Genomic DNA, 21,292 nt, shown 5'->3' with positions numbered 1-21,292 from the left:
CGGGTGGAGGACGCGGAGACGTGACGGAGGACAGACCGCGGGCCGCGGTGCAGTCGCACGAACTGATGCTGGCGCTCGTGAGGGGGCCCGCCCTCGCGGTCGTCACCCTCCCGCTGTCCATCCTGCTGTTCACCCTCTCCCTCGTCTCGATCGTGCTGCTGCCGATCGGGGTGGGCGTCGTGACCACGCCGCCCACCCAGCAGGCCGTGCGCTGGTACGCCAACCAGCGGCGGCGGCTGGTGCACGCCTGGGCCGGGCTGGAGGTGCCCGAACCGTACCGGCCCTGGCCGCGGGACCTGCGCGGCGGTGTCGTCGGGCAGGTGGAGCGGTGCACCCTGCTGCTCAAGGACCCGGCCACCTGGCGCGACATGGCGTGGCTGTCCGCCGACACGACGGCCGGTTTCGTCACCGCGCTGCTGCCGCCCTTGCTGCCGCTCAACCTCCAGCTCACCAAGGGGATGCTGGAGCCCACCCGGGAGATGCTGCTGTCCCGGCGGGTGACGGAGCTGTACGAGACGCGGCACGACGCGGTGGACACCTCGGCGGCCGAACTGCGCCGCATCGAGCGGGACCTGCACGACGGCGCACAGGCCCGGCTGGTCGCCATGGGCATGAGCCTGGGCACCATCGAGGCGCTGGTCGAACGGGATCCGGCCCGCGCCAAGCAGATGATCGCGCAGGCGCGGGAGAACTCCGCCGAGGCGCTGACCGAACTGCGCGACCTGGTGCGGGGCATCCACCCCCCGGTGCTCGCCGAGCGCGGGCTGCCCGACGCGCTGCGGGCGCTGGCGCTGCGGATGCCGGTGCCCGTCGAGGAGGACATCGAGCTGCCGGGCCGATTCGAGGAACCCCTGGAGTCGGCGGTCTACTTCGCCGTCAGCGAGCTGCTCACCAACGCCGCCAAGCACTCCCGGGCCGCGAAGGTGTGGCTGGACGTGCTGTACGTCGGCGCTCCGGACGGCTCCGCGATCCGGGTGACGGTGACCGACGACGGCCGGGGCGGCGCTGCGCTCGGCTCCGGCTCCGGCCTGGAGGGCGTCCAGCGCCGGCTCGCCCAGTTCGACGGCGTACTGGCGCTGAGCAGCCCGCCCGGCGGACCCACGATGATCACCCTGGAGGTCCCGGCCGTCCACGCGGCCGAGTGAGGTGACCCCCGGCCCGGACACCTCGTTCAGTGGGTGTGAGTGAGCGGACCGCGACGCTGGACGTCGAGCAGGCCGAACTCGCCCTCGTGGAGCACTACGGGAGGCTGGTCCGGCTCGCCTACTGCGTGCTGGAGGACGGCCCCCGCCGCGCTCCCGCCGCGCACGCGGTGACCTGCGGGGCGCTGCCCCGCCGGTGCACGTCAACGGCGGCCCTTCCCCGCCCGCAGACGGCGGACGAGGACCCGGTCTACGTGTGGCTGCGGCTGCGGGTGCTCCGCGCGGCACTGGCCCGGCCGCGGGGCCCGTGGCTGCCGTGTTCCCTCCCCCGCGGCGGTGCCCCGGCCCGCGCCGCGTACGCGCTGCGGCACCTGGAGCGGATGGCCGATCCGGACATCCGGCAGCTGCTGCGCGCCGCCCGCGTCCGGGACCCGGACGCGGCGCTGGCCCGGGCCCGGGCGGCGGCCCCGGCACCAGCGGCGGCCGGCCCCGCCGCACCGGAGCGGCCCGCGAGCGGCACGGGTGCAGCGGACGCAGTGGACGCGGCGGACGTGGCGGACGCAGTGGATGCGGCGGACACGGCAACGGACACGCCACAGGCGCCGGCCGCGGCGAAGATGCCGGACGCACCCGGTGGCCCCGGAGCACCCGCACCCGCCTCCGCACCGGGCGGGAAGCCGTGCCCCCTGTGCGGGGGCGGCGCCGGGATCCGGCACGCCCTCGACACGGTGCGGCGGCGCCGGCAGCGGCGGAGGTCCGGGGCCGCGGCGCTCGCGGCGCTGGTGTGCTGCGGGCTGCTCGGGGTGCCGGGCGACACCTGGGGGCCGGACGCCGCCGCCCGGCCCCCGCTGGTGCGCGGCTCCGACGCGGAGCACGCCCTGGATCCGGGTGCGCTGGTGCGGGCGCGGGCCGGTGCCTGGCGGCGGGCCTCCCGGACGGACTTCGGGGCCTGGCCGGCGCGCGGTGCGCTCACCCGCGACGAATCGTTGCTGCGCCGGGCGCTGGTCACCTGGGCGCGGCCACGGGCCGACGTCCGGGTCGAAGCCGCTCCCGGCACCCCGAAGGGCCCACCGCCCGGACCGCCGCAACTGCTGTACGCGGGGCGGCCGGCGGGGGCCGCCGTGGTGCTGCTGTACGACGGGCTGCGGGTGGCGCGGTACACCGAGCCGCTGGACCCGGACGACGGCTCGGCCACTGCCAGGGACGGGGTTTCGCTGGAGCTGGCCCGCGCGGCAGGTGCGGGGACGGCGGAGTCCGGGGCCCTGGCCGTGACCCGGCGCGGCGGCGAGGTGCGGTATCTGACGGCGCCGTGGATCACCCGCGCGGCCCGGGTGGACCTCCTGGACCCGGCGGACGAGGCGGGCCGGACGCTCTCCCGCAGCGCGGACGGGGTGACCGGACCGGTGCCGCTGCCGGTCACGCTGCCGCGGCACTGCGAGAGCTGGCCGGGGCTGGCGCTGCGGGGCAGCCCGGGGGCGGCGCGGCGCCTGCAGCTCTACACGGATCTGGGCGAGTTGACCCCGGCACGGCTGACCGACGGCGCCGAGCGGGCGCCCGCGACCGGCGCCGCGGCCCGCAGGCGACTGGCGCGTACGGCATGCCACCTCCCGGCGGTGCTGGACCGGGGGGTCAGGGCCGTCAATTCCTGGCAGTTCGCACGGCAGCGGCTGCCGGACGGGGACGGCGAGGCGGCGTGGGTGTGCACCAGGGCCGCGACCTGGCGGGGGACCGGGGCCCGGGTGATGACGCAGTTCCAGCCGCCGGCGGGTGCTCCGGGCCGCCCCGGGGCGGTGACCTCCCGGCTGGAGGACAGCCGGGTGTGCGGGCCGCAAGCGCGGGCGGTACTGACGGGGCTGCTGTGGCGGTCGACGGAGGGCCGCTGGTATGTGCTGGCCGCCGGGGACGAGGGCGTCAGCCGGCTGCGGGCGCGCGGCGAGGGCCTGTTGGGCGGCCCGGCGGAGGCGGTGGGCAACACGCTGGCGGTGCGCGCCGGGCGGGAGGCGTCGGTCCGGCTCGCGGCGACGCGCGGGAACGGCACCGCCCCGGCGGTACCGCCCGCCCCCGTCGACCCGCCGGACTGACCCGAGACCTGCCGCACCCCGGCCTCCGGCCCGACACCACGTCACCAGGCGCCGGGTCACCGGGCACCGGGTCACCGGGCACCGGGTCACCGGGCGCGGCCGGCGCTGGTGGTGCGCTCCTGGGTGGGGCTCGCCGGGACCACGGCGCCGTCCTGGTCGGAGGCGCCGCGGGCGCTGCCACGCCAGGAGCTGGAGAGCCGGCTCGTGCACAGCTTCGTGGCGCCGGTCGCGGTGAGCGCGCTGCACGACGAGCAGAGCCGCCGGGTGCTGCGGGCATCGTGCGGCAGGAATCCGAGGACGGCCCCGCTGGGCGAACTGGCGGCCCGGCTCGCCGCGTTGGCGCCGGGCCGCCGAGCCCGCAAACCGGCCTCACGCATCCCGGCGGCGGCTCACCATCGCGGCCAGCAGCAGCGCGCCCAGCGCCCACACCAGCAGGGCCAGCAGTCCGCCGGGCCGCTCCACAGTGCCGTTGCCGCCCAGCAGCCAGGCTTCGGAGGCGCTGCCCGGCAGCAGGTCGATCGCGGTATCGGCGCCGGGCACCGGGTCCAGCGCCACCGGGAGCAGGAACAGCAGTCCGAACAGCGCCGTGATCGTGCCCGCCGAGCGGCGCACCACCACGGCCAGCCCCAGCGTGAGCGTGCCCAGCAGCGCGGCGTGCACCGCGACGGCCAGCAGCTGACCGGCTGTCCCGGCGGCGTCGAACGTGCTCCGGTCCAGGGCCAGTGCGCCGCAGACCGCGCCCAGCAGCGCGCACGCCAGCCCGGCGGCGAAGACGACCGCGCCCAGGGTGAGCGCCTTGGCGGTCAGCAGCCGGATGCGGTCGGGTACGCACAGCAGGGCCGTCGCCGCACCTCCGGTGGCCTGCTCGCCCGTCACCGCCAGCATGGCGAGCGAGGCCAGCACGAGGCAGGTGCCGTTGAGTTCGGCCACCACGGCCGGGTCGCCGGGCGAGGCGCCCGGATCGTGGGTGAGCACCCCCGTGGCGGAGGCGACCAGCCCGGTCAGGGTGAGCGCGCCCAGCAGCAGGTACCAGGTCGAGCGCAGGGACACCAGCTTGGTCCCCTCGGCGGCCACCGCCCACCGCAGGGCGGTACGGCGGCGGACCGTGCGGGCAACCGGTTCCGCGGCGGCGGTCACCGGACCACCTCCGCTTCCCCGGCGGCGACCCGGTCCTGGTCGGCCGCGCCGGTCTGCGCGTACTCCACGCTGTCCGACGTCAGCCGCAGGTACGCCTCCTCCAGCGACGCCTCCTCCGCGCGCAGTTCGTGCAGCCGGACGTGCGCCCGGTGGGCGAGGTCGCCCACGTCCTCGACCGACGCTCCGGCGACGGCCAGCGCTTCCGGACCGGTCCAGTCCACCTCGGCGCCCGCCGCCACCAGCCGGTCGGCCAGCAGCCGCAGCCCCCCGGGCTCGGGCCCCCGCACCCGCACGGTGCGGCGGGTACCGGCGGCGACCACCTCCGCGACGGTCCCGTCGGCCAGCAGCCGGCCGCGTCCGATCACCACCACCCGGTCGGCGGTCAGCTCCAGTTCGCTCATCAGGTGGCTGGAGAGGAAGACGGTGCGGCCCTCGTCGGCCAAGGAGCGCAGGAACGTGCGCACCCAGCGGACCCCGTCCGGGTCCAGCCCGTTGACCGGCTCGTCCAGCAGCAGCACCGCCGGGTCGCCGAGCAAGGCGGCGGCGATGCCCAGACGCTGGGACATGCCCAGCGAGAAGGACCCGGCCCGCTTGTCCGCCACGTCGGCCAGGCCGACCGCCTCCAGCACCTCGGGCACCCGGCGTGCGGGGATGCCGTTGCTGCGGGCCATCGCCAGCAGGTGCCGGTGCGCGGTGCGGCGGGGGTGCGCCGCACGGGCGTCGAGCAGCGCGCCGACGGTGCGCAGCGGGCGGTCGAGACCGGCATAGGGCCGCCCCTGGACCAGCGCGCTGCCGGAGGTGGGCCGGTCCAGTCCCGTGATCATGCGCATGGTGGTGGACTTGCCCGCGCCGTTGGGGCCCAGGAAACCGGTGACCTTGCCGGGCGCCACGTCGAGGGTCAGGTCGTCGACGGCGGTCTTCTCGCCGTATCTCTTGGTGAGTCCGCGCAGTGTGAGCATGCCGGGGACGCTATGCGGCCCCCGGAGCGGGGACAGGGCACGTGGGTCAACGGCATCCCTGCACTTTCGTCAGGGTCCGCGGCCACGGCACACGGAGGTTAGCGTGAGAGCCTCACCACGGGTGAGGACACGGGCGAGGACGGGGAAGACACCATGATCCGGGTACTGCTGGCGGACGACGAGGCGATGATCCGGGCCGGGGTCCGGGCGATCCTCGCGTCGGCCGGGGACATCGAGGTGGTCGCCGAGGCCGCCGACGGGCGCGAGGCGATTGCGCTGGCCCAGCGGCACCGTCCGCACGTGTGTCTGCTCGACATCCGGATGCCGCACCTGGACGGTCTGCGGGCCGCGGCCGAACTGCGCCGTACCTGCCCACAGAGCGCGGTGATGATGCTGACCACCTTCAACGAGGAGGAGTACATCGCGACCGCACTCGGCTCCGGTGCCGCCGGGTTCGCGCTCAAGTCGGGCGACCCCGGTGAACTGCTCGCCGGGGTGCGCGCGGTGCACGGCGGAGGTGCCTACCTCTCCCCCACCGTGGCCCGGCATGTGATCACGCAGATGGCGGGCGGGCGGCTGGGCCGCCGGGCCGACGCGCGGGCCCGCACGGCGGCCCTGACGCCGCGCGAGCGCGAGGTGCTGGGTCTGGTCGGCGCGGGCCTGTCCAACGCCGAGATCGCGGACCGGCTGCATGTGGTGGAGGGCACGGTGAAGACCTACGTCAGCCAGGTCCTCGCCCGCCTGGAGCTGAGGAACCGCGTCCAGATCGCGGTCCTGGCCCACGAGGCGGGCCTGGTGCCGGACGGTACGGACGCCGGCGCGGAGGGCTGACCCCGCGGTCGACGCGGCTCCCGTCGGCCGGGACCTGGCGGGACCGGCCGGGACCGGGCGGGACCGGGCGGATCAGCGGCCGTCGCGGACCGAGCGGAAGCCGGGGTGCACGCCGGGGGCGAGCCCCTGCTGTTCGGCGACGCACTGCAGCAGCCCGGTGAGCTGTCGGCGCTGCGCGTCCGAGAGCCCCTCGGTCAGCTGTCTCTCGTGTCGGGCTCCCAGCTTCCGCAGTTCGCCCAGCAGTTGTTCACCGCGGTCGGTCAGGTGAACCGCGTACAGGCGTCGGTCCGCGGGATTTCTGCGCCGCTCGATGAGGCCGCGCTGCTCCAGTTCGTCGGCGAACGCGACGAATCTGCTCGGCGGCATGCCCAGGTCGTCGGCGAGTTCGCGCTGGCTGCGGCCCGGAGAGCCGGCCAGCAGCCGGAGCAGGCCGCTCTGCGGCGGGGTCAGGTCGAGCTCCGCGATGCGCTCGGCGAACAGCTTGGCTGCGTGCGAACCGAGTTGGGCCAGCAGGAACGCGGCGCCGACCGGGGGCGCGTCCGGTCGCTCGCCCTCATGAGTCATTCCCATGGGGACATCATAGCGGCTTGACAATCGTTTCGTACTGTAATCATTATCCAATGCATCGACCGTCTGGTCGGCCAACGGGAGGAGCACCCATGTACCCGTCCACTCCGGCCGCCGCCGCACCGGCCCCCGAGCACGGCACCGCGTCCGGCCCCGAACCCGACCGCCACCCGCACGGCGGCCCTCCACTGCTGGCACCCGTACTCGCCTTCGTCGCGCTGACCATCGGCTACGTCGTCGCCAACAGCTCGACCCCGCGTCCCGACGCCGAAGGCCGAAAGGTGCTCGCATACGCACGGGACAGCAGCACCACCATCGAGGTCGGCTCCCTGCTGCTGCTCGCCTCCGCGGTGCCGCTGGCGCTCCTGGCAGCTCTCGTCCACCGTCGGCTGCGGGCGCTCGGGGTCACCGCTCCCGGCCCGACCATCGCCCTGGCCGGCGGCGTGCTGGGGGCCGCAGCGCTGAGCGGCAGCGCACTGTTCGGCCAGGCCGTCAGCCGGCTGCCCATGGACGCCGATCCGGCGCTCGCCCGCGCGCTGGCCGACCTGTCGTTCCTGTTCGGCGGCGTCGCCTACACGGCGATGTTCGCCCTGCTCCTCGCGGGCGTCTCGGTGACGGGCCTGCTGAGCGGGCTGCTGGCCCGCACGCCGGCCTGGGCCGGACTGGTGCTGGCCGGGGCAGGAATGCTCTCGCTGCTGTCGCTGGTGGCCGACCCGTTCAACTTCCTGCTGCCGGTCGTCCGCTTCGGCGGGCTGGTGTGGCTGGTGTGCGTCGCGATCCTGCTGCCCCGCGCCCGGCCCACGCCCCGCCGATGAGCCACCGGCCGCGGCCACGACGGGTGCCGCACCCCGCGGGGTGCGGCACCTCCGGCGCACCGGTCAGCCGCGGGGTGCGTGCGCCGTCGAGCCCCGGACCACCAGCTCCGGCTGGAAGACGAACTCCGTGTCCGCCATCGGGCTGCCGCCCATCGGCTCCAGCAGGGCGTGCACGGCGGCGTTGGCCATCGCCCGGACCGGCTGACGGACGGTGGTCAGCGGCGGATCGGTGAAGGCGTTGAACTCGGAGTCGTCGTAGCCGACCACCGACACCTCCCCCGGTACCGCCAGCCCCCGCTGCCGCGCGGCCCGTACCGCGCCCAGGGCCATCGGGTCGCTGCCGCACACGATGCCCGTGCAGCCCGCGTCCAGCAGCGCCCCGGCCGCCGCGTGCCCGCCCTCGACGGTGAAGAGGGTGTGCCGGATCGACGGCTCGGCCCCACCGCGCTCCATGGCGCGGGTGAACCCGGCCACCTTGCGCCGGGTGGGGACGAACCGCTCCGGGCCGACGGCCAGCCCGATCCGCTCGTGGCCCAGTTGGCGCAGATGCTCGACGGCCATCGCCGCGGCCGCCTCGTCGTCCGGGGAGACGAACGGCGCGCTGATCTCGTCGTTGTACCCGTTGATCAGTACGAACGGCACGCCGCGGGCCGCCAGTCGGGCATAGCGGGAAGGATCGGCCGTCAGGTCGGCGTGCAGCCCGGAGAGGAAGATGATCCCGGAGACATCCCGCTCCACGAGCTGACCGACCAACTCGTCCTCGGTGGCGCCGCCCAGCATCCGGGTCCCGAGCACCGGCGTGAACCCGTACCCGGACAGGGACTGCTCGATGACCTGGGCGAACGCGGGGAAGATCGGATTGGTCAGCTCCGGGATGACCAGCCCCACCAGCCCCGCACTCCGCTGCCTGGCCCGCGCCGGGCGCTCGTAGCCGAGCACGTCGACGGCGGCCAGCACCCGCTGCCGGGTCGCCGCTGCCACCCCCGGCTTGCCGTTCAGCACCCGGCTGGCCGTGGCCTCGCTGACCTCGGCCTGCACGGCGATGTCGGCCAGCCGCGCGGTGAGCGCCGTGGTCATCGCCCGGCCCACCAGGCGGTCGTGTCGCCGGGCAGTACGGTCCTGCCGGGCTCCGCCCCGGGCAGCGGACCGCTGGCGAGGAGGAGTGCGCCGGTACGGAAGTCCAGTGCGACCGGCTCGGTGCCGGTGTTGGCCGCGCACACGAACCCACCGCGGCGGAAGGCCAACACTCCCCCGGGCGCCGTGAGCCACTCCAGCGGTTCGCCGTCGCCCAGCTCGGGGCGCTCGCGGCGCACCCGCAGCGCGGTCCGGTACAGCTCCAGGGTGGAATCCGGGTCGCCGGTCTGCGCCGCGACGGACAGCTCGCCCCACTCGGGCGGCTGCGGCAGCCAGCTTCCCCCGGTCCCGAAGCCGAAGGAGGGCCCGTCGCTCTCCCAGGGCAGCGGTACGCGGCAGCCGTCGCGGAGGCCGTCCTGCCCGTTGTCCCGGAAGAACGAAGGATCCTGGCGGGCCTCGTCGGGCAGTTCCGTCACCTCCGGGAGGCCCAGCTCCTCGCCCTGGTAGACGTAGGCGGAGCCGGGCAGCGCCAGCATCAGCAGCGAGGCGGCACGGGCGCGGGACGCACCGCCGCCCAGCCGGGTGCGGTGGCGGACCACGTCGTGATTGGACAGCACCCAGGTGGCCGGTGCGCCGACGGCGCCGAGCGAAGCGAGGGAGGCGTCGATGACCTCGCGGAGCGCCGGCGCGTCCCAGCCGGTGCCCAGATAGTGGAAGTTGAACGCCTGGTGCAGCTCGTCCGCGCGGACGTACAGCGCGGTGCGCTCGGCGCTGGGCGCCCACGCCTCGGCGACACCGATGCGCTCCCCGGGGTACTCGTCCAGCACCTGCCGCCAGGAGCGGTAGATCTCGTGCACCCCGTCCTGGTCGAAGAACGGCAGCTCGGCGGTGCCCAGCAGACGGAGCTGCTCGCCGCTGCCCATGTCGGGCAGCCCGGCCGCCTTGACCAGGCCGTGGGCCACATCGACGCGGAAGCCGTCCACCCCCAGGTCCAGCCAGAACCGCAGCACGGAACGGAACTCGTCGCGTACCGCGGGATGCTCCCAGTTGAAGTCGGGCTGCTCCGGCGCGAACAGGTGCAGATACCACAGCCCTGGAGCGCCGGGCACCGGGCTCCAGGCGGGACCGCCGAAGACCGACTCCCAGTCGTTGGGCGGCAACGCGCCCCGCTCCCCGCGGCCCGCGCGGAAGTGGTAGCGCTCACGGGCCGCCGGATCGCCCGCCAGCGCGCGCACGAACCACTCGTGCCGGTCGGAGGAGTGGTTGGGGACGATGTCGATGATGACGCGCAGCCCGAGCGCGTGCGCGTCCCGGATGAGGGCGTCCGCGTCGTGCAGCGTGCCGAACATCGGGTCGATGGCCCGGTAGTCGGCGACGTCGTAGCCGGCGTCGGCCTGCGGTGAGGCGTAGAAGGGGCTGAGCCAGACGGCGTCCACCCCGAGCGCGGCCAGGTGCGGCAGCCGCTGCCGCACACCGGGCAGGTCGCCCATGCCGTCCCCGTCGCCGTCGGCGAACGAGCGCGGATACACCTGGTAGATCACCGCGTCCCGCCACCAGCCGGACGCGCCGGACGGCGCCGAGGAGGCGGCGTCCGGACGCGCGGCCCGGACGCGCGGGCCCACGGCGCCGTCGGCCTGCGGTGCGCTGCTGTGCTGAGTCATGTCGTCCCTGAGGGGTTGGCGTGGTCCCGCCGTCGGCGGGATACGGATCGGGGTTCGCCGCGGGGGCGTGGGCCTAGGTCTTCGTGGCGCCGGCCGTGAGGCCGCCGACCAGATGGCGCTGCGCGAAGCCGAAGACCACGGCGGCCGGTACGGCGATGACCACGGCCGCCGCCGTCATGGCACCCCAGTCGGCGCCGTAGCGGTTGACGAAGGTCTGCAGGCCGCCCGCCAGAGTCAGGTTCTCCTCGCCGGTCATGAAGGCCGTCGCGTAGGCGACCTCCGCCCACGCGGTCACGAAGGTGTAGAAGCCGGTGACGGCGATCCCGGGCTTGGCCAGCGGCAGGATCAGCCGCCAGAACGTACCGAAGGGGTTGAGCCCGTCGACCCGGCCCGACTCGTCGATGTCGACGGGGATGGTGTCGAAGAAGCCCTTCATCATCCACGCGCAGAACGGCACGGCGATCGTCAGATAGGTGATGATCAGCCCCAGCGGCTGGTTGAGCAGGCCCAACTTCGCCATCGTGTTGTAGAGCGGGACGATCAGCACGGCCATCGGGAACATCTGGGTGATCAGCAGTACCCACATCAGCGGCCGCATACCGGGGAAGCGGAACCGGCTGAGCGCATAGCCGGTGGTGGCCGCGATGAGCACGCCGACCACCGTGGTGCCGACCACGACGATCAGCGAGTTGCCGAACCAGGTGAGGAAGTGCGTGTCGGCGATGACATGCCGATAGTTGGTGAAGGTGAAGTCCCTCACCAGCGCCGTGGTGAACGACTCGCTCTCCGGTTTGAACGAGGTCACCAGCAGCCACAGTGGCGGGAACAGCGCGCACACCGTGCCCAGCAGCAGGCCCGCGTGCAGTCCGGCGGAGGCGAGCGGAGTTCTCTTCGTCGTTCTCATGGTTGTCACCACGCCTCTCCCTGGCGGCGCAGCGCCCGCCGGTAGACGACCGTGAACAGGGACAGCAGCAGCAGGATGAGCACGCCCCAGGCCGCCGACGTGGCGAAGTCGCGCGGGCTGTTGACGAACGAGAGCCGGAAGGCATAGGTCACCAGGATCTCCGTCGAGTCCTCCGGCCCGCCCCGGGTGAGCAGGAAGATCACCGGGAACATGTTGAACGTCCAGATGGTGCTGAGCAGGACCACCGTGCTGCTGACCGAGCGCACACCCGGCAGCGTGATGTTGCGGAAACGCTGCCAGGGGCCGGCGCCGTCCATCTCGGCCGCCTCGTACAACTCGCCGGGTATCGCCTGCAGCGCGCCCAGCATCGCGACGATCATGAACGGTACGCCGAGCCACACATTCACCGCGATGACCGACACCTTGGCCCACACCGGGTCACCCAGCCACGGGACGCCGTCGACGCCGCCACCGGAGAGAACCTTGTTGAGCAGCCCGTGCTTCTCGTTGAACAGCATTTTCCAGGCGAAGACCGAGACAAACGCCGGAATGCCCCACGGCACGATCATCGCGACCCGATAGAACGAGCGCCCGCGCACCTTGCGGTTGAGCATGACAGCCAGCGTCAACCCCAGCGTGAACGTGACCCCCACGCACCCGGTGGTCCACAGCGCCGTCCAGCCCAACCGGTCCCAGAAGACGCTGTCCGAGAGGATCGCCCGGTAGTTGTCCAGACCGGTGAACTCATAGGTGGCCGGGATGTGGTTGACGCCGATCGTACGCTCGACGTTCGCCTCGTCGGCGTCGGTGAGCGACAGGTAGACACCTCTGCCGAGGGGGTACCCGACGATCAGCCCGATCACCAGGACCACCGGGGCCACCATCGTCCAGGCGTACCAGTGCCGCGCCGCCCAACTTCTGACCTTCCTCATCCGACCTTCCCAAGTCCTCGTCCACCCCCTTCACGGGGGTGCGACTCCCTTCGCGGGGGGCGTCTTCGCGGGGTCCGGTTGCCCTCCGCGGGGGGCCTTGCTTTGTGGGGGCACACCCCCTGGCGTTTTCGGCTATCCCCTTCGCGGGGTGCGTTGCGTTGTGGGGGCACGCCCCCGTCGTTCTCGGCTGCCGCCGAGAGGTCGTGTCGGGGGGCGCTGCCCCCCAACGGCCCCCGCTAAGGGGGCTCCGCCCCCTTAGAAGCCCCCAGGCACCAACACCTCCCCCTCCCGTATCCGGCGACCGCCGGAGGACTCCCGACTGCGGGAGCGCTCTTGTGCTGTGACGGACGGCATCAGGACACTTCCCGCAGACAACGGACCAAAGGCAGCCCCCGGAGTACACGAACGCAAGGCTTCACATGGGTGCGGCTGGGGGTCCTAGGGGGCGAAGCCCACTAGCGGGGGGTGTTGGGGGGCAGAGCCGCCCCAACGCCCGTCCGGCGAGGACAAAGGGGGCTCGGGGGCGAAGCCCCCGACAACGGCGCCGCACCCGGCAAACAACGGGATGGGGGGGGCGCACCCCGCAAAGGGGAACGCACCCCGCAAAGGGGCGGCGGCGCCCCCGCGAAGGGGGCGCCCGGCGAGGGCTAGTGGTAGCCCTTCAGGAGTTTGCGGAACTTGTCGCCAGTCCCCTCCGCGGCCGCCGCAGGCGACTTCCCCCCGGCAAGGACCCCGTCGACGCCGACCCGAATCGGCTCGAAGAGCGAGTTGCCCTCGGCGATCCAGGGCCGCTGGACGGCTTTGGCGACGGCGGGGCGGAAGAACTTGACCATCTCGTTCTTCTTGACGGCGTCCTTCTCGTACACGGACTTGCGGGTGGGCAGGAGCGACAGCTCCTCCGTGGTGCGGGCCTGCACTTCGGCGCTGCTCATGTACTTGGCAAACTCCTGCGCGGCGCGCATGTTCTTCGTTCCGGCGTACACGGACAGGTTCCAGCCGCCCTGCGGGGAGCCCTGGGCTTTGCTGCCCGCGGGGACGGGGGCCACGCCGAGGTTGTCGTCCTTGTCCCTGTTCTTGAACTCCTTGCCTTCGCGGGCGAGGGCGATGTCCCAGGGGCCGTCGATGATCATGGCGACGTCGCCGTCCTGGAACGCCTTGATGCCGTTCTCCTGGCCGTCGCTGGAGTCGGTGACGGCCGCTTTGGAGTCGACGAGGTCCTTCATGGTGGCGAGGGCCCGCACGCCGGGCTTGTCGTCGACGGTGACCTTCTTGTGCTCGGCGTCGATCAGGTCGCCGCCCTCGCCGTAGAGGTAGGGGAGGAACCAGTAGGGGTCGTCGCCGCGGAGGTAGAGCGCGGTGGCGCCGGTCTTGTCCTTGATCTTCGCGGCGTTCTTCTTCAGTTCGGCGAAGGAGGTGGGCACCTCGACTCCGGCCTTCTTCAGCAGCCGCTTGTTGTAGAAGAGCCCGAGTGTGTCGTGACCTGCGGCACGGCGTAGGTCTTGCCTCCGAAGCGGGTGGAGCCGGCGGCCGTCTCCAGGTAGTCGGAGGCGTTGTCGAGTGCGGGGGTGCCGTCCAGCGGGGCGAGGTAGCCGAGGTTGGCGAAGTCGGCGACCCAGGCGACTTCGGTGCGCATCACGTCGGGTGCTCCGGAGTTGCCGCCGGCGGCGTTCTTGAACTTCTGGTTGGCGTCGCCGAAGTTGACGTGCACGTACTTGACGTCGACTTTCGGGTGCTTCTTCTCGAAGTCCTCGGCGATCTTCTTGTAGGTCGCCTTCTCCCCGTCGTTCGAGGTGTCCCAGTAGGTGACGGTTCCCTCGATCTTTCCGTCGGCGCCGCTTCGGGCGTCGTCCGAGTCGCTGCCGCAAGCCGTTGCCGCAAGTGCCAGCCCCGCTATCAGCGCGGTGGCGCCTATGCCACGCCGCATGTCCGATCCCTCCGCAAGGTGAAAGAGGCGCACGCCCTGGCTTCTGCCGGTATGTGGCGGCGCCCGGCTGCGGAGGAACGTAACAGTGCTCACACCTGGAAGAAAGACCTTGCCGCAAATTTCTGCAAGGCACCGTGTGGCTGACGCCGTTCGACACCTCTCCGCAGGCCGACGGCGGCTACGACGTGTCCGACCACCGCGCCGTCGACCCGCGGTTGGGGGTGCCGGTCTTCTCCCGGCCCGGCCCGGCCCGGCCCCGGTCTGGTCTGGTCTGGCCCGGCCCGGTCTGCCTGCTCAACACCCGGGACGAGACGGTGTGCACGACGGCCCCGGGCGAACTGCTGCTCTGCTCCGTGCCGGAGGAGTCCCGGGATGCCATGGAGGCCGGAGCGCCCGCGGACCAGTTGCGCATTCCGGCCAATTCCCGCATCTGGTGGGCAGCGTGATCCGCGGCCGGTAAGGTCCGGTCCTGTGACCGCGCGGCTGGCTGACATCGCAGTACAAGCGGGGGTCAGCGAAGCCACGGTCAGCCGGGTGCTGAACGGCAAGCCGGGAGTGGCCGCGACCACCCGCGAATCCGTGCTGGCCGCGCTCGACGTGCTCGGGTACGAGCGGCCGGTCAAGCTGCGCCGCCGCAGCGAGGGCCTGGTGGGGCTGATCACGCCCGAGCTGGAGAACCCGATATTCCCGGCCTTCGCGCAGGTCATCGCGCAGGGCCTCACCCGGCAGGGCTACACCCCGGTGCTCGCCACCCAGACCCCCGGGGGCTCCACCGAGGACGAGCTGACGGAGATGCTGGTGGACCGGGGTGTCGCCGGGATCATCTTCGTCTCCGGGCTGCACGCCGACACCACGGCCGACACCGGCCGGTACGAGCGGCTGCACGGCCAGGGCGTCCCTTTCGTCCTCGTCAACGGCTTCTCCGAGGGGGTGCGGGCGCCGTTCGTCTCGCCCGACGACCGGGCGGCCATGCGGCTGGCCGTCACCCATCTGGTCTCGCTCGGCCACGAGCGGATCGGCCTCGCCCTGGGCCCCGAGCGCTTCGTGCCCGTCCAGCGTAAGATCGAGGGTTTCACCCGGACCGTGCGGGAGCACTTCGGGACCGACGGCCGCGATCCCGCCGAGTTCGTCCAGCACTCCCTGTACACCCTGGAGGGCGGGCAGGCCGCCGCCGCAGCACTGCTGGAGCGGGGCTGCACCGCCGTGGTGTGCGCGAGCGACATGATGGCGCTGGGCGCGATCCGCGCGGCCCGGCAGCGGGGGCTGGCGGTGCCCGGCGACGTCTCGGTCATCGGTTTCGACGACTCCCCGCTCATCGCCTTCACCGACCCGCCACTGACCACGATCCGGCAGCCGGTCACCGCGATGGGGCAAGCCGCCGTACGGACTCTGCTGGAGGAGATCGGCGGCACCCCGGCGCCGCACAGCGAGTTCGTGTTCCTGCCCGAGCTGGTGGTGCGCGGCTCCACCGCATCCCGTAGGAGGAGCGGCCCCGCGGCCTCCGCCGAGCGGACGACGGCGGAGGTCCAAGACCCGACCGCAGGATGATCGGGGCCTGCCCCCCGTCTGGCAGACTGTCGGTCTATGGGGGCACCGACCACGAGGACCGAAGACAGCAGCCGGCAGGACTCCACCGAAGCCCCGGCGGAGCAGAGCGCTGCGCGCACCGAAGCGGATGCGGCGCAGGCCCCGGCGGGACAGGACACCTCCGCCGATGTCGGCTCCGCAGGGCGTGGGCTGCTGGCGCGGTGGCGTTCGCCCCGGCATCCCCGGCTGTGGTTCGAGATCGTCCTGATCGCGGTCAGTTACTGGACGTATTCGCTGATCCGGAACGCGGTCCCCGAGCAGCGCACCGAGGCGCTGCACAACGCCGACTGGATCTGGCGGACCGAGCACACGCTCGGTATCGCCGTCGAGCAGTCGATCAACCACGCGATCGGCGGGGTGACCTGGCTGATCGTCTCGATGAACTACTACTACGCCACGCTGCACTTCATCGTGACGATCGGCGTGCTGGTGTGGCTCTACCGGGCGCATCCGGGGCGGTACGCGGCCACCCGGCTGGTGCTCTTCGCGACGACCGGCAGCGCGCTGCTGGGCTACTACCTCTTCCCCCTGGCGCCACCGCGGCTGATGGCCGGCGGGCACTTCATCGACACCGTGCAGGTGCACCAGACGTGGGGGTCGATGGCGTCGGGGAACCTGGCGCAGATGTCCAACCAGTACGCGGCCATGCCGTCGATGCACATAGGGTGGTCCGTCTGGTGCGGCATCACCATCGCGATGCTGGCGCGCCCGCTGTGGGGGAAGATCCTGGGGGTGCTGTACCCGGTGGCGACGCTCACCGTCATCGTGAGCACCGCCAACCACTTCTGGCTCGACGCCGTCGGGGGGCTGCTGTGCCTCGCCCTCGGCTACGGCCTCGCCCGCGCCTGGTACGGGCGGCTGCCCTACCGGCTGCCGCGGTTGGCCGCAGCGCCGGTATGAGCGGGCCCCTCGCGCCCGGCGGGGGCCGTCCCGGGGGAGAGCCTGCCCGCCGGTGCGCGGCGGCGCTTCACTCCGTGTCGTAGAAGAGCCGGTCCACGACGGCTCGGGCCCTCCTGGTGACCCGGCGGTAGTCGTCGAGCATCTCGCCGACGTGCCCCGGCTCGTAGCCGAGGTAGCGGCCGACGGCCCCCAGTTCCCGGGACTCGGAGGGGAAGGTGTCGCCCGGCCGGCCCCGCACCAGCATCACCGCGTTGCGCACCCGCGAAGCGAGCACCCATGCCTCGTCCAGCACCTCGGCGTCGTCGGCGTCGATCAGTCCGGCCTCCCGGGCGGCGGCGAGCGCGACCCGGGTGCGGGTGGTCCGCAGCGCGGGCAGCTCGGCGGCGTGCCGCAACTGGGTGAGCTGCACGGTCCACTCGACGTCGGTCAGCCCGCCGCGGCCCAGCTTGGCGTGGGTCGTCGGGTCCGCGCCGCGCGGCAGCCGCTCGCCCTCCATCCGGGCCTTGAGACGGCGGATCTCCCGTTCGGCGTCCTCGCCAGGGCCGCCCCGCGGATAGCGCAGCGGGTCGATCAGTTCGATGAACCGCTCCCCCAGTCCCGCGTCGCCCGCGACGAACTCGGCCCGCAGCAGCGCCTGGCTCTCCCACACCACGGACCAGCGGTCGTAGTAGGCCGCGTAGGAGCTCAGCGAACGGGCCAGCGCCCCGGATTTGCCCTCGGGGCGCAGATCGGCGTCTATCAGCAGCGGCGGATCGGACGTGGGCAGTTGCAGCAGCCGCCGCATCTCGGTGGCGACGGCGAAGGCCGCCTTGCCCGCCTCGTGCTCGCTGACCCCGTCCCGGGGCTCGTGCACGAACAGCACGTCGGCGTCGGAGCCGTATCCCATCTCGTGGCCGCCGAAGCGGCCGACGCCGATGACGGCGAACCGGGTGGGCAGCTCGTCGCCCCACTGCTGGCGGACGGCCGCCCGCAGCGCTCCGGCTAGGGTGGCGGCGTTGAGGTCGGTGAGCGCGTCGCCCACCCGGTCCAGGGCCTCGGCGGGCTCCTGCTGTGCGACGTCCTCGGTGCCGTACGCGCCGATCAGGTCGCCGGCGGCGGTGCGGAACAGCTCGCGGCGCCGCACCCCGCGCGCCGCGGCGACGGCCGCCTCGGAGCCCTCCGCGCGGCCGACGGCGGCCAGCGTCTCCTGGGTGAGCGCGACCCGCGACCGGGGGCGCAGCCCGTGCTCGTCGCCGAGCAGGGCGACCGCCTCGGGTGCGCGCAGCAGCAGGTCGGGCGCGAACCGGCCGGCGGACAGGACGCGGGCCAGGTTCTCGGCGGCGGCCCCCTCGTCGCGCAGCAGCCGCAGATACCAGGGCGACTTGCCCAGCGCGTCGGAGACCTTGCGGAAGCCGAGGAGCCCGGCGTCCGGGTCGGAGGAGTCGGCGAACCAGCCCAGCAGCACCGGGAGCAGGGTGCGCTGGATGGCGGCCTTGCGGGTGACGCCGGAGGCCAGCGCCTCCAGATGGCGCAGCGCGGCGGCCGGGTCGGCGTAGCCGAGGGCTTCCAGCCGCTGTCGGGCCGCCTGCGGGGAGAGGCGTTCGTGTCCGGCCTCCAGCTGCGCCACGGCGTCCAGCAGCGGCCGGTAGAACAGCTTCTCGTGGAGTCGGCGGACCGCGGCGGCGTGCCGCCGCCAGGCCTTGTGGAGTTCGGTGACCGGCTCGCTGCGGTAGCCCAGCGAGCGGCCGAGGCGCCGCTGGTCGGCCTCCGCCTCGGGCATCAGGTGGGTGCGGCGCAGTTGGTGGAGCTGGATGCGGTGCTCCATGGTGCGCAGGAACCGGTAGGCCGCGTCCAGGGCGGCGGCGTCCTGGCGGCCCACGTAGCCGCCCGCGGCCAGCGCGTCGAGCGCCTCCAGCGTGGTGGGGCTGCGCAGCGAGGTGTCGCTGCGGCCGTGCACCAGTTGCAGGAGCTGGACGGCGAACTCGACGTCCCGCAGTCCGCCGGGCCCCAGCTTCAGCTCCCGGTCGAGCTGGGCGGCGGGGATGCTGGCGACCACCCGGCGGCGCATCTGCTGGACGTCGGTGACGAAGTTGTCCCGTTCGGCAGCCTGCCAGACCATCGGGGTGACGGCGTCCACGTACTCGTAGCCCAGCTGCGCGTCGCCCGCCATCGGCCGGGCCTTGAGCAGGGCCTGGAACTCCCAGGTCTTGGCCCAGCGCTGGTAGTAGGCCAGATGGCTGCTGAGGGTGCGGACGAGGGGGCCGTTGCGGCCCTCGGGGCGCAGGTTGGCGTCGACCGGCCAGATGGTGCCCTCGCCGGTGGTGTCGGAGCAGATCCGCATCATGTGGGCGGCCAGCCGGGTGGCGGCCTTGAGTGCCTGCTCACCGTCCTCGGGGGCGTCCGCGCCCCGTCCGCCGGTGGCGCCGCCGGGCGGCTCGGCGACGAAGATGACGTCGACGTCGGAGACGTAGTTGAGTTCGTGCCCGCCCGCCTTGCCCATGGCCACGACCGCCAGCCGGCAGGCGGCAGCGTCCTCGGGCGCCGCCGCCTCGGCGAGCGCGAGCGCCCGGCGCAGGGTGGCGGTGGCCAGGTCGGCGAGCTCGGCTGCGGTCTGCGCGACATCGCTGGTGCCGCACACGTCGCGCGCGGCGATCGACAGCAGTGCCCGGCGGTAGGCGACCCGCAGCGCGTCCGGTCCGTCGACGTCCTGCATCGCGGTCTCGAACTCCGCGATGCCCGGGTTGAGGTCCGCCGACTCGTAGGTGACCAGCGCCTCCCAGTCGTGCGGGTGGGCGGCCAGGTGGTCGCCCAGCGCGTCCGAGGAGCCGAGGACGCCGAGCAGCCGGTCGCGCAGCGGCTTGGCGGTCAGCAGGGTGTCCAGCAGGGGCTGCGCGTCCTTGTCGACGGCCTCCAGCGCCTCGATGAGGCGGACGAGGCCGACGAGCGCGAGGTCCGGATCGGCGGTGGCGCCGAGCGCGTCCAGGAAGAGCGCGTCGTCGCGGACCGTGGCCAGGGTGGCGGCGTCGAGCAGCCGGGTGGCGGACTCCGGGTCGGTGAAGCCGTGCCGCAGCAACCGCCCGTACCGGCTTCCCCGGCGCCCCTCAGGTGTCACGCTCACTCCCTGCCGTCCTTTCCCAGCCCCTCCCCGGCCCTCGGCCGGGGGTACCCGCGCCCGCGGTGCGCTCCCGCGGAGGGCGCGCCGCGCGCTCCCGCGCGGAACGTCCTCCCGGCTGCGGCGCGGGCCGCCCTTCCGGTCGCGGCGCGAGCCGCCCTCCCCGCGGCTGCGCCGAGCGCTGTCCGCGGCGCCCGGGGTGCTCCGGACCCGGCGCCGCGACCGGCCCCGCGGGCCGGTCACCTCACAGCACGGGAAGGGATTTGCGCAGCTCGAAGGCGGTGACCTCGCTACGGTACTCCTCCCACTCCTGCTTCTTGTTCCGCAGGAAGAAGTCGAAAACATGCTCGCCGAGCGTCTGCGCGACCAGTTCGCTGCGCTCCATCAGGCTGATCGCCTCGCCGAGGTTCTGCGGCAGCGGTTCGATGCCCATGGCGCGCCGCTCCGCATCCGAGAGCGCCCACACGTCGTCGTCGGCGCCCGCGGGGAGTTCGTACCCCTCCTCGATGCCCTTCAGGCCGGCGGCGAGCAGCACGGCGTAGGCGAGGTAGGGATTGGCGCCCGAGTCGAGGGAGCGCATCTCGATCCGCGTCGAGCCGGTCTTGCCGGGCTTGTACATCGGGACGCGGACCAGTGCGGAGCGGTTGTTGTGGCCCCAGCAGATGTAGGACGGGGACTCGCCGCCCTCGCCCGCGGTGCGGTTGGCTCCGCCCCAGATGCGCTTGTAGGAGTTGACCCACTGGTTGGTGACGACGGAGATCTCACCCGCGTGAGTGAGCAGCCCGGCGATGAAGGAGCGGCCCACCTTGGAGAGCTGGTACTCGGCGCCGGACTCGTAGAAAGCGTTCCGGTCGCCTTCGAACAGCGACAGGTGGGTGTGCATACCGGAGCCGGGGTACTCCGAGAACGGCTTGGGCATGAACGTGGCCTGGACGCCCTGTTCGAGGGCGACCTGCTTCATGACGAGGCGGAACGTCATGATGTTGTCGGCGGTGGAGAGCGCGTCGGCGTAGCGCAGGTCGATCTCCTGCTGGCCGGGGGCGCCCTCGTGGTGGGAGAACTCGACGGAGATGCCCATCGACTCCAGCATGGTGATGGCCTGGCGGCGGAAGTCCATGCCGACGTTCTGCGGGGTGTGGTCGAAGTACCCGGAGGAGTCCGCGGGGACGGGGCGGGTGCCGTCCACGGGCTTGTTCTTGAGCAGGTAGAACTCGATCTCCGGGTGGGTGTAGAAGGTGAACCCGAGGTCCGACGCCTTGGCGAGCGCGCGCTTGAGGACGTAGCGCGGGTCGGCGTAGGAGGGGGAGCCGTCCGGCATGAGGATGTCGCAGAACATCCGCGCGGTACCGGGAGCCTCGGCCCGCCACGGCAGTATCTGGAAGGTGCCGGGGTCGGGCTTGGCGATCATGTCGGACTCGTAGACGCGGGCGAATCCCTCGATGGCCGAGCCGTCGAAGCCGATCCCCTCGTCGAATGCCTGTTCGAGTTCGGCGGGGGCCACCGCGACCGATTTCAGGAAGCCGAGGACGTCGGTGAACCAGAGTCGGACGAACCGGATGTCGCGCTCCTCCAGGGTGCGGAGGACGAATTCCTGCTGCTTGTCCATGAGCCTATCCTTGCAGGTCGGAGAGGTTCGCTCAGATCCCCCGGCGCACGGGGCCGTCTCAGCATTCCACCACGGGGTTTC

General features: G+C 73.1%; 16 protein-coding genes and 2 pseudogenes. 7 read left to right on the top strand and 11 right to left on the bottom strand.

What is annotated here, in order from left to right; translation table 11 throughout:
* Positions 1 to 20 precede the first annotated feature (20 nt).
* The gene (locus tag ACFYNS_RS03940; protein WP_388600603.1) at positions 21 to 1,145 is read left to right on the top strand and encodes a histidine kinase; all 1,125 of its coding nucleotides are present in this window, start codon (positions 21 to 23) and stop codon (positions 1,143 to 1,145) included.
* Between the two features lie 29 nt (positions 1,146 to 1,174).
* Positions 1,175 to 3,223 (top strand): hypothetical protein, encoded by a 2,049-nt coding sequence (locus ACFYNS_RS03935; protein WP_388600601.1) that lies wholly within the window; start codon positions 1,175 to 1,177, stop codon positions 3,221 to 3,223.
* Positions 3,224 to 3,309: 86 nt separating this feature from the next.
* Here the strand turns inward: ACFYNS_RS03935 and ACFYNS_RS03930 are convergent, their stop codons facing one another.
* From ACFYNS_RS03930 to ACFYNS_RS03920, 3 genes are read right to left on the bottom strand one after another with little or no spacing between them, the layout of a single operon-like run.
* The gene (locus ACFYNS_RS03930; RefSeq protein WP_388600598.1) at positions 3,310 to 3,600 is read right to left on the bottom strand and encodes a hypothetical protein; all 291 of its coding nucleotides are present in this window, start codon (positions 3,598 to 3,600) and stop codon (positions 3,310 to 3,312) included.
* The gene (locus tag ACFYNS_RS03925; protein WP_388600595.1) at positions 3,593 to 4,360 is read right to left on the bottom strand and encodes an ABC transporter permease; all 768 of its coding nucleotides are present in this window, start codon (positions 4,358 to 4,360) and stop codon (positions 3,593 to 3,595) included. The genes ACFYNS_RS03930 and ACFYNS_RS03925 overlap by 8 nt, the downstream gene beginning before the upstream one ends.
* Entirely contained in the window at positions 4,357 to 5,319 is a 963-nt protein-coding gene (locus ACFYNS_RS03920; RefSeq protein ID WP_360300807.1) for an ABC transporter ATP-binding protein, read from the bottom strand. The genes ACFYNS_RS03925 and ACFYNS_RS03920 overlap by 4 nt, the downstream gene beginning before the upstream one ends.
* 153 nt (positions 5,320 to 5,472) lie before the next feature.
* On the opposite strand from ACFYNS_RS03920, the gene ACFYNS_RS03915 reads away from it, so the two are divergent.
* Positions 5,473 to 6,150: a response regulator transcription factor gene (locus ACFYNS_RS03915; RefSeq protein WP_360300805.1), complete on the top strand. Its 678-nt coding sequence runs from the start codon at positions 5,473 to 5,475 to the stop codon at positions 6,148 to 6,150.
* 72 nt (positions 6,151 to 6,222) lie between these two features.
* Here ACFYNS_RS03915 and ACFYNS_RS03910 read toward each other — a convergent pair whose 3' ends face one another.
* Positions 6,223 to 6,720 carry a MarR family transcriptional regulator gene (locus ACFYNS_RS03910; RefSeq protein ID WP_360300802.1) on the bottom strand — a complete coding sequence of 166 codons (498 nt, stop codon included), beginning with the start codon at positions 6,718 to 6,720 and terminating at the stop codon, positions 6,223 to 6,225.
* Positions 6,721 to 6,809: 89 nt separating this feature from the next.
* Between ACFYNS_RS03910 and ACFYNS_RS03905 the strand changes: the two genes are divergently transcribed.
* Positions 6,810 to 7,532, top strand: a complete 723-nt coding sequence (locus tag ACFYNS_RS03905; protein WP_360300799.1) for a DUF4386 domain-containing protein — start codon at positions 6,810 to 6,812, stop codon at positions 7,530 to 7,532.
* 63 nt (positions 7,533 to 7,595) lie between these two features.
* On the opposite strand, the gene ACFYNS_RS03900 is transcribed toward ACFYNS_RS03905, so the two are convergent.
* The 5 genes and pseudogenes from ACFYNS_RS03900 to ACFYNS_RS03880 form a co-directional block, all read right to left on the bottom strand.
* Positions 7,596 to 8,609, bottom strand: a complete 1,014-nt coding sequence (locus ACFYNS_RS03900) for a LacI family DNA-binding transcriptional regulator (RefSeq protein ID WP_360300797.1) — start codon at positions 8,607 to 8,609, stop codon at positions 7,596 to 7,598.
* On the bottom strand, positions 8,606 to 10,267 hold the full coding sequence (locus ACFYNS_RS03895; RefSeq protein ID WP_388600590.1) for a glycoside hydrolase family 13 protein: 1,662 nt from the start codon (positions 10,265 to 10,267) through the stop codon (positions 8,606 to 8,608). The genes ACFYNS_RS03900 and ACFYNS_RS03895 overlap by 4 nt, the downstream gene beginning before the upstream one ends.
* 73 nt (positions 10,268 to 10,340) lie before the next feature.
* The gene (locus ACFYNS_RS03890) at positions 10,341 to 11,171 is read right to left on the bottom strand and encodes a carbohydrate ABC transporter permease (protein ID WP_360300792.1); all 831 of its coding nucleotides are present in this window, start codon (positions 11,169 to 11,171) and stop codon (positions 10,341 to 10,343) included.
* Between the two features lie 5 nt (positions 11,172 to 11,176).
* On the bottom strand, positions 11,177 to 12,103 hold the full coding sequence (locus tag ACFYNS_RS03885) for a sugar ABC transporter permease (protein ID WP_360300789.1): 927 nt from the start codon (positions 12,101 to 12,103) through the stop codon (positions 11,177 to 11,179).
* Positions 12,104 to 12,750: 647 nt separating this feature from the next.
* A pseudogene (locus tag ACFYNS_RS03880) lies at positions 12,751 to 14,027 on the bottom strand (extracellular solute-binding protein).
* A gap of 134 nt (positions 14,028 to 14,161) precedes the next feature.
* On the opposite strand from ACFYNS_RS03880, the pseudogene ACFYNS_RS03875 reads away from it, so the two are divergent.
* The 3 genes and pseudogenes from ACFYNS_RS03875 to ACFYNS_RS03865 form a co-directional block, all read left to right on the top strand.
* Positions 14,162 to 14,248, top strand: a pseudogene (locus ACFYNS_RS03875) (alpha-amylase family glycosyl hydrolase); the annotation flags it as partial.
* A gap of 250 nt (positions 14,249 to 14,498) precedes the next feature.
* Entirely contained in the window at positions 14,499 to 15,575 is a 1,077-nt protein-coding gene (locus tag ACFYNS_RS03870; RefSeq protein WP_360293417.1) for a LacI family DNA-binding transcriptional regulator, read from the top strand.
* A gap of 36 nt (positions 15,576 to 15,611) precedes the next feature.
* Entirely contained in the window at positions 15,612 to 16,514 is a 903-nt protein-coding gene (locus tag ACFYNS_RS03865) for a phosphatase PAP2 family protein (protein WP_388600588.1), read from the top strand.
* Between the two features lie 67 nt (positions 16,515 to 16,581).
* Here the strand turns inward: ACFYNS_RS03865 and ACFYNS_RS03860 are convergent, their stop codons facing one another.
* Both ACFYNS_RS03860 and ACFYNS_RS03855 read right to left on the bottom strand, forming a co-directional pair.
* Positions 16,582 to 19,605, bottom strand: a complete 3,024-nt coding sequence (locus ACFYNS_RS03860) for a bifunctional [glutamine synthetase] adenylyltransferase/[glutamine synthetase]-adenylyl-L-tyrosine phosphorylase (protein ID WP_388600878.1) — start codon at positions 19,603 to 19,605, stop codon at positions 16,582 to 16,584.
* A 244-nt stretch (positions 19,606 to 19,849) separates the two neighbouring features.
* Entirely contained in the window at positions 19,850 to 21,211 is a 1,362-nt protein-coding gene (locus ACFYNS_RS03855; RefSeq protein ID WP_019358688.1) for a glutamine synthetase family protein, read from the bottom strand.
* Positions 21,212 to 21,292: the final 81 nt, after the last annotated feature.

Origin of the sequence: Streptomyces sp. NPDC006925, from assembly GCF_042869575.1 — a bacterium.
Lineage (GTDB): Bacteria > Actinomycetota > Actinomycetes > Streptomycetales > Streptomycetaceae > Streptomyces.
The sequence above is the reverse complement of the archived record's forward strand: the minus strand, read 5'-3'. Positions and strand labels throughout refer to the sequence as shown.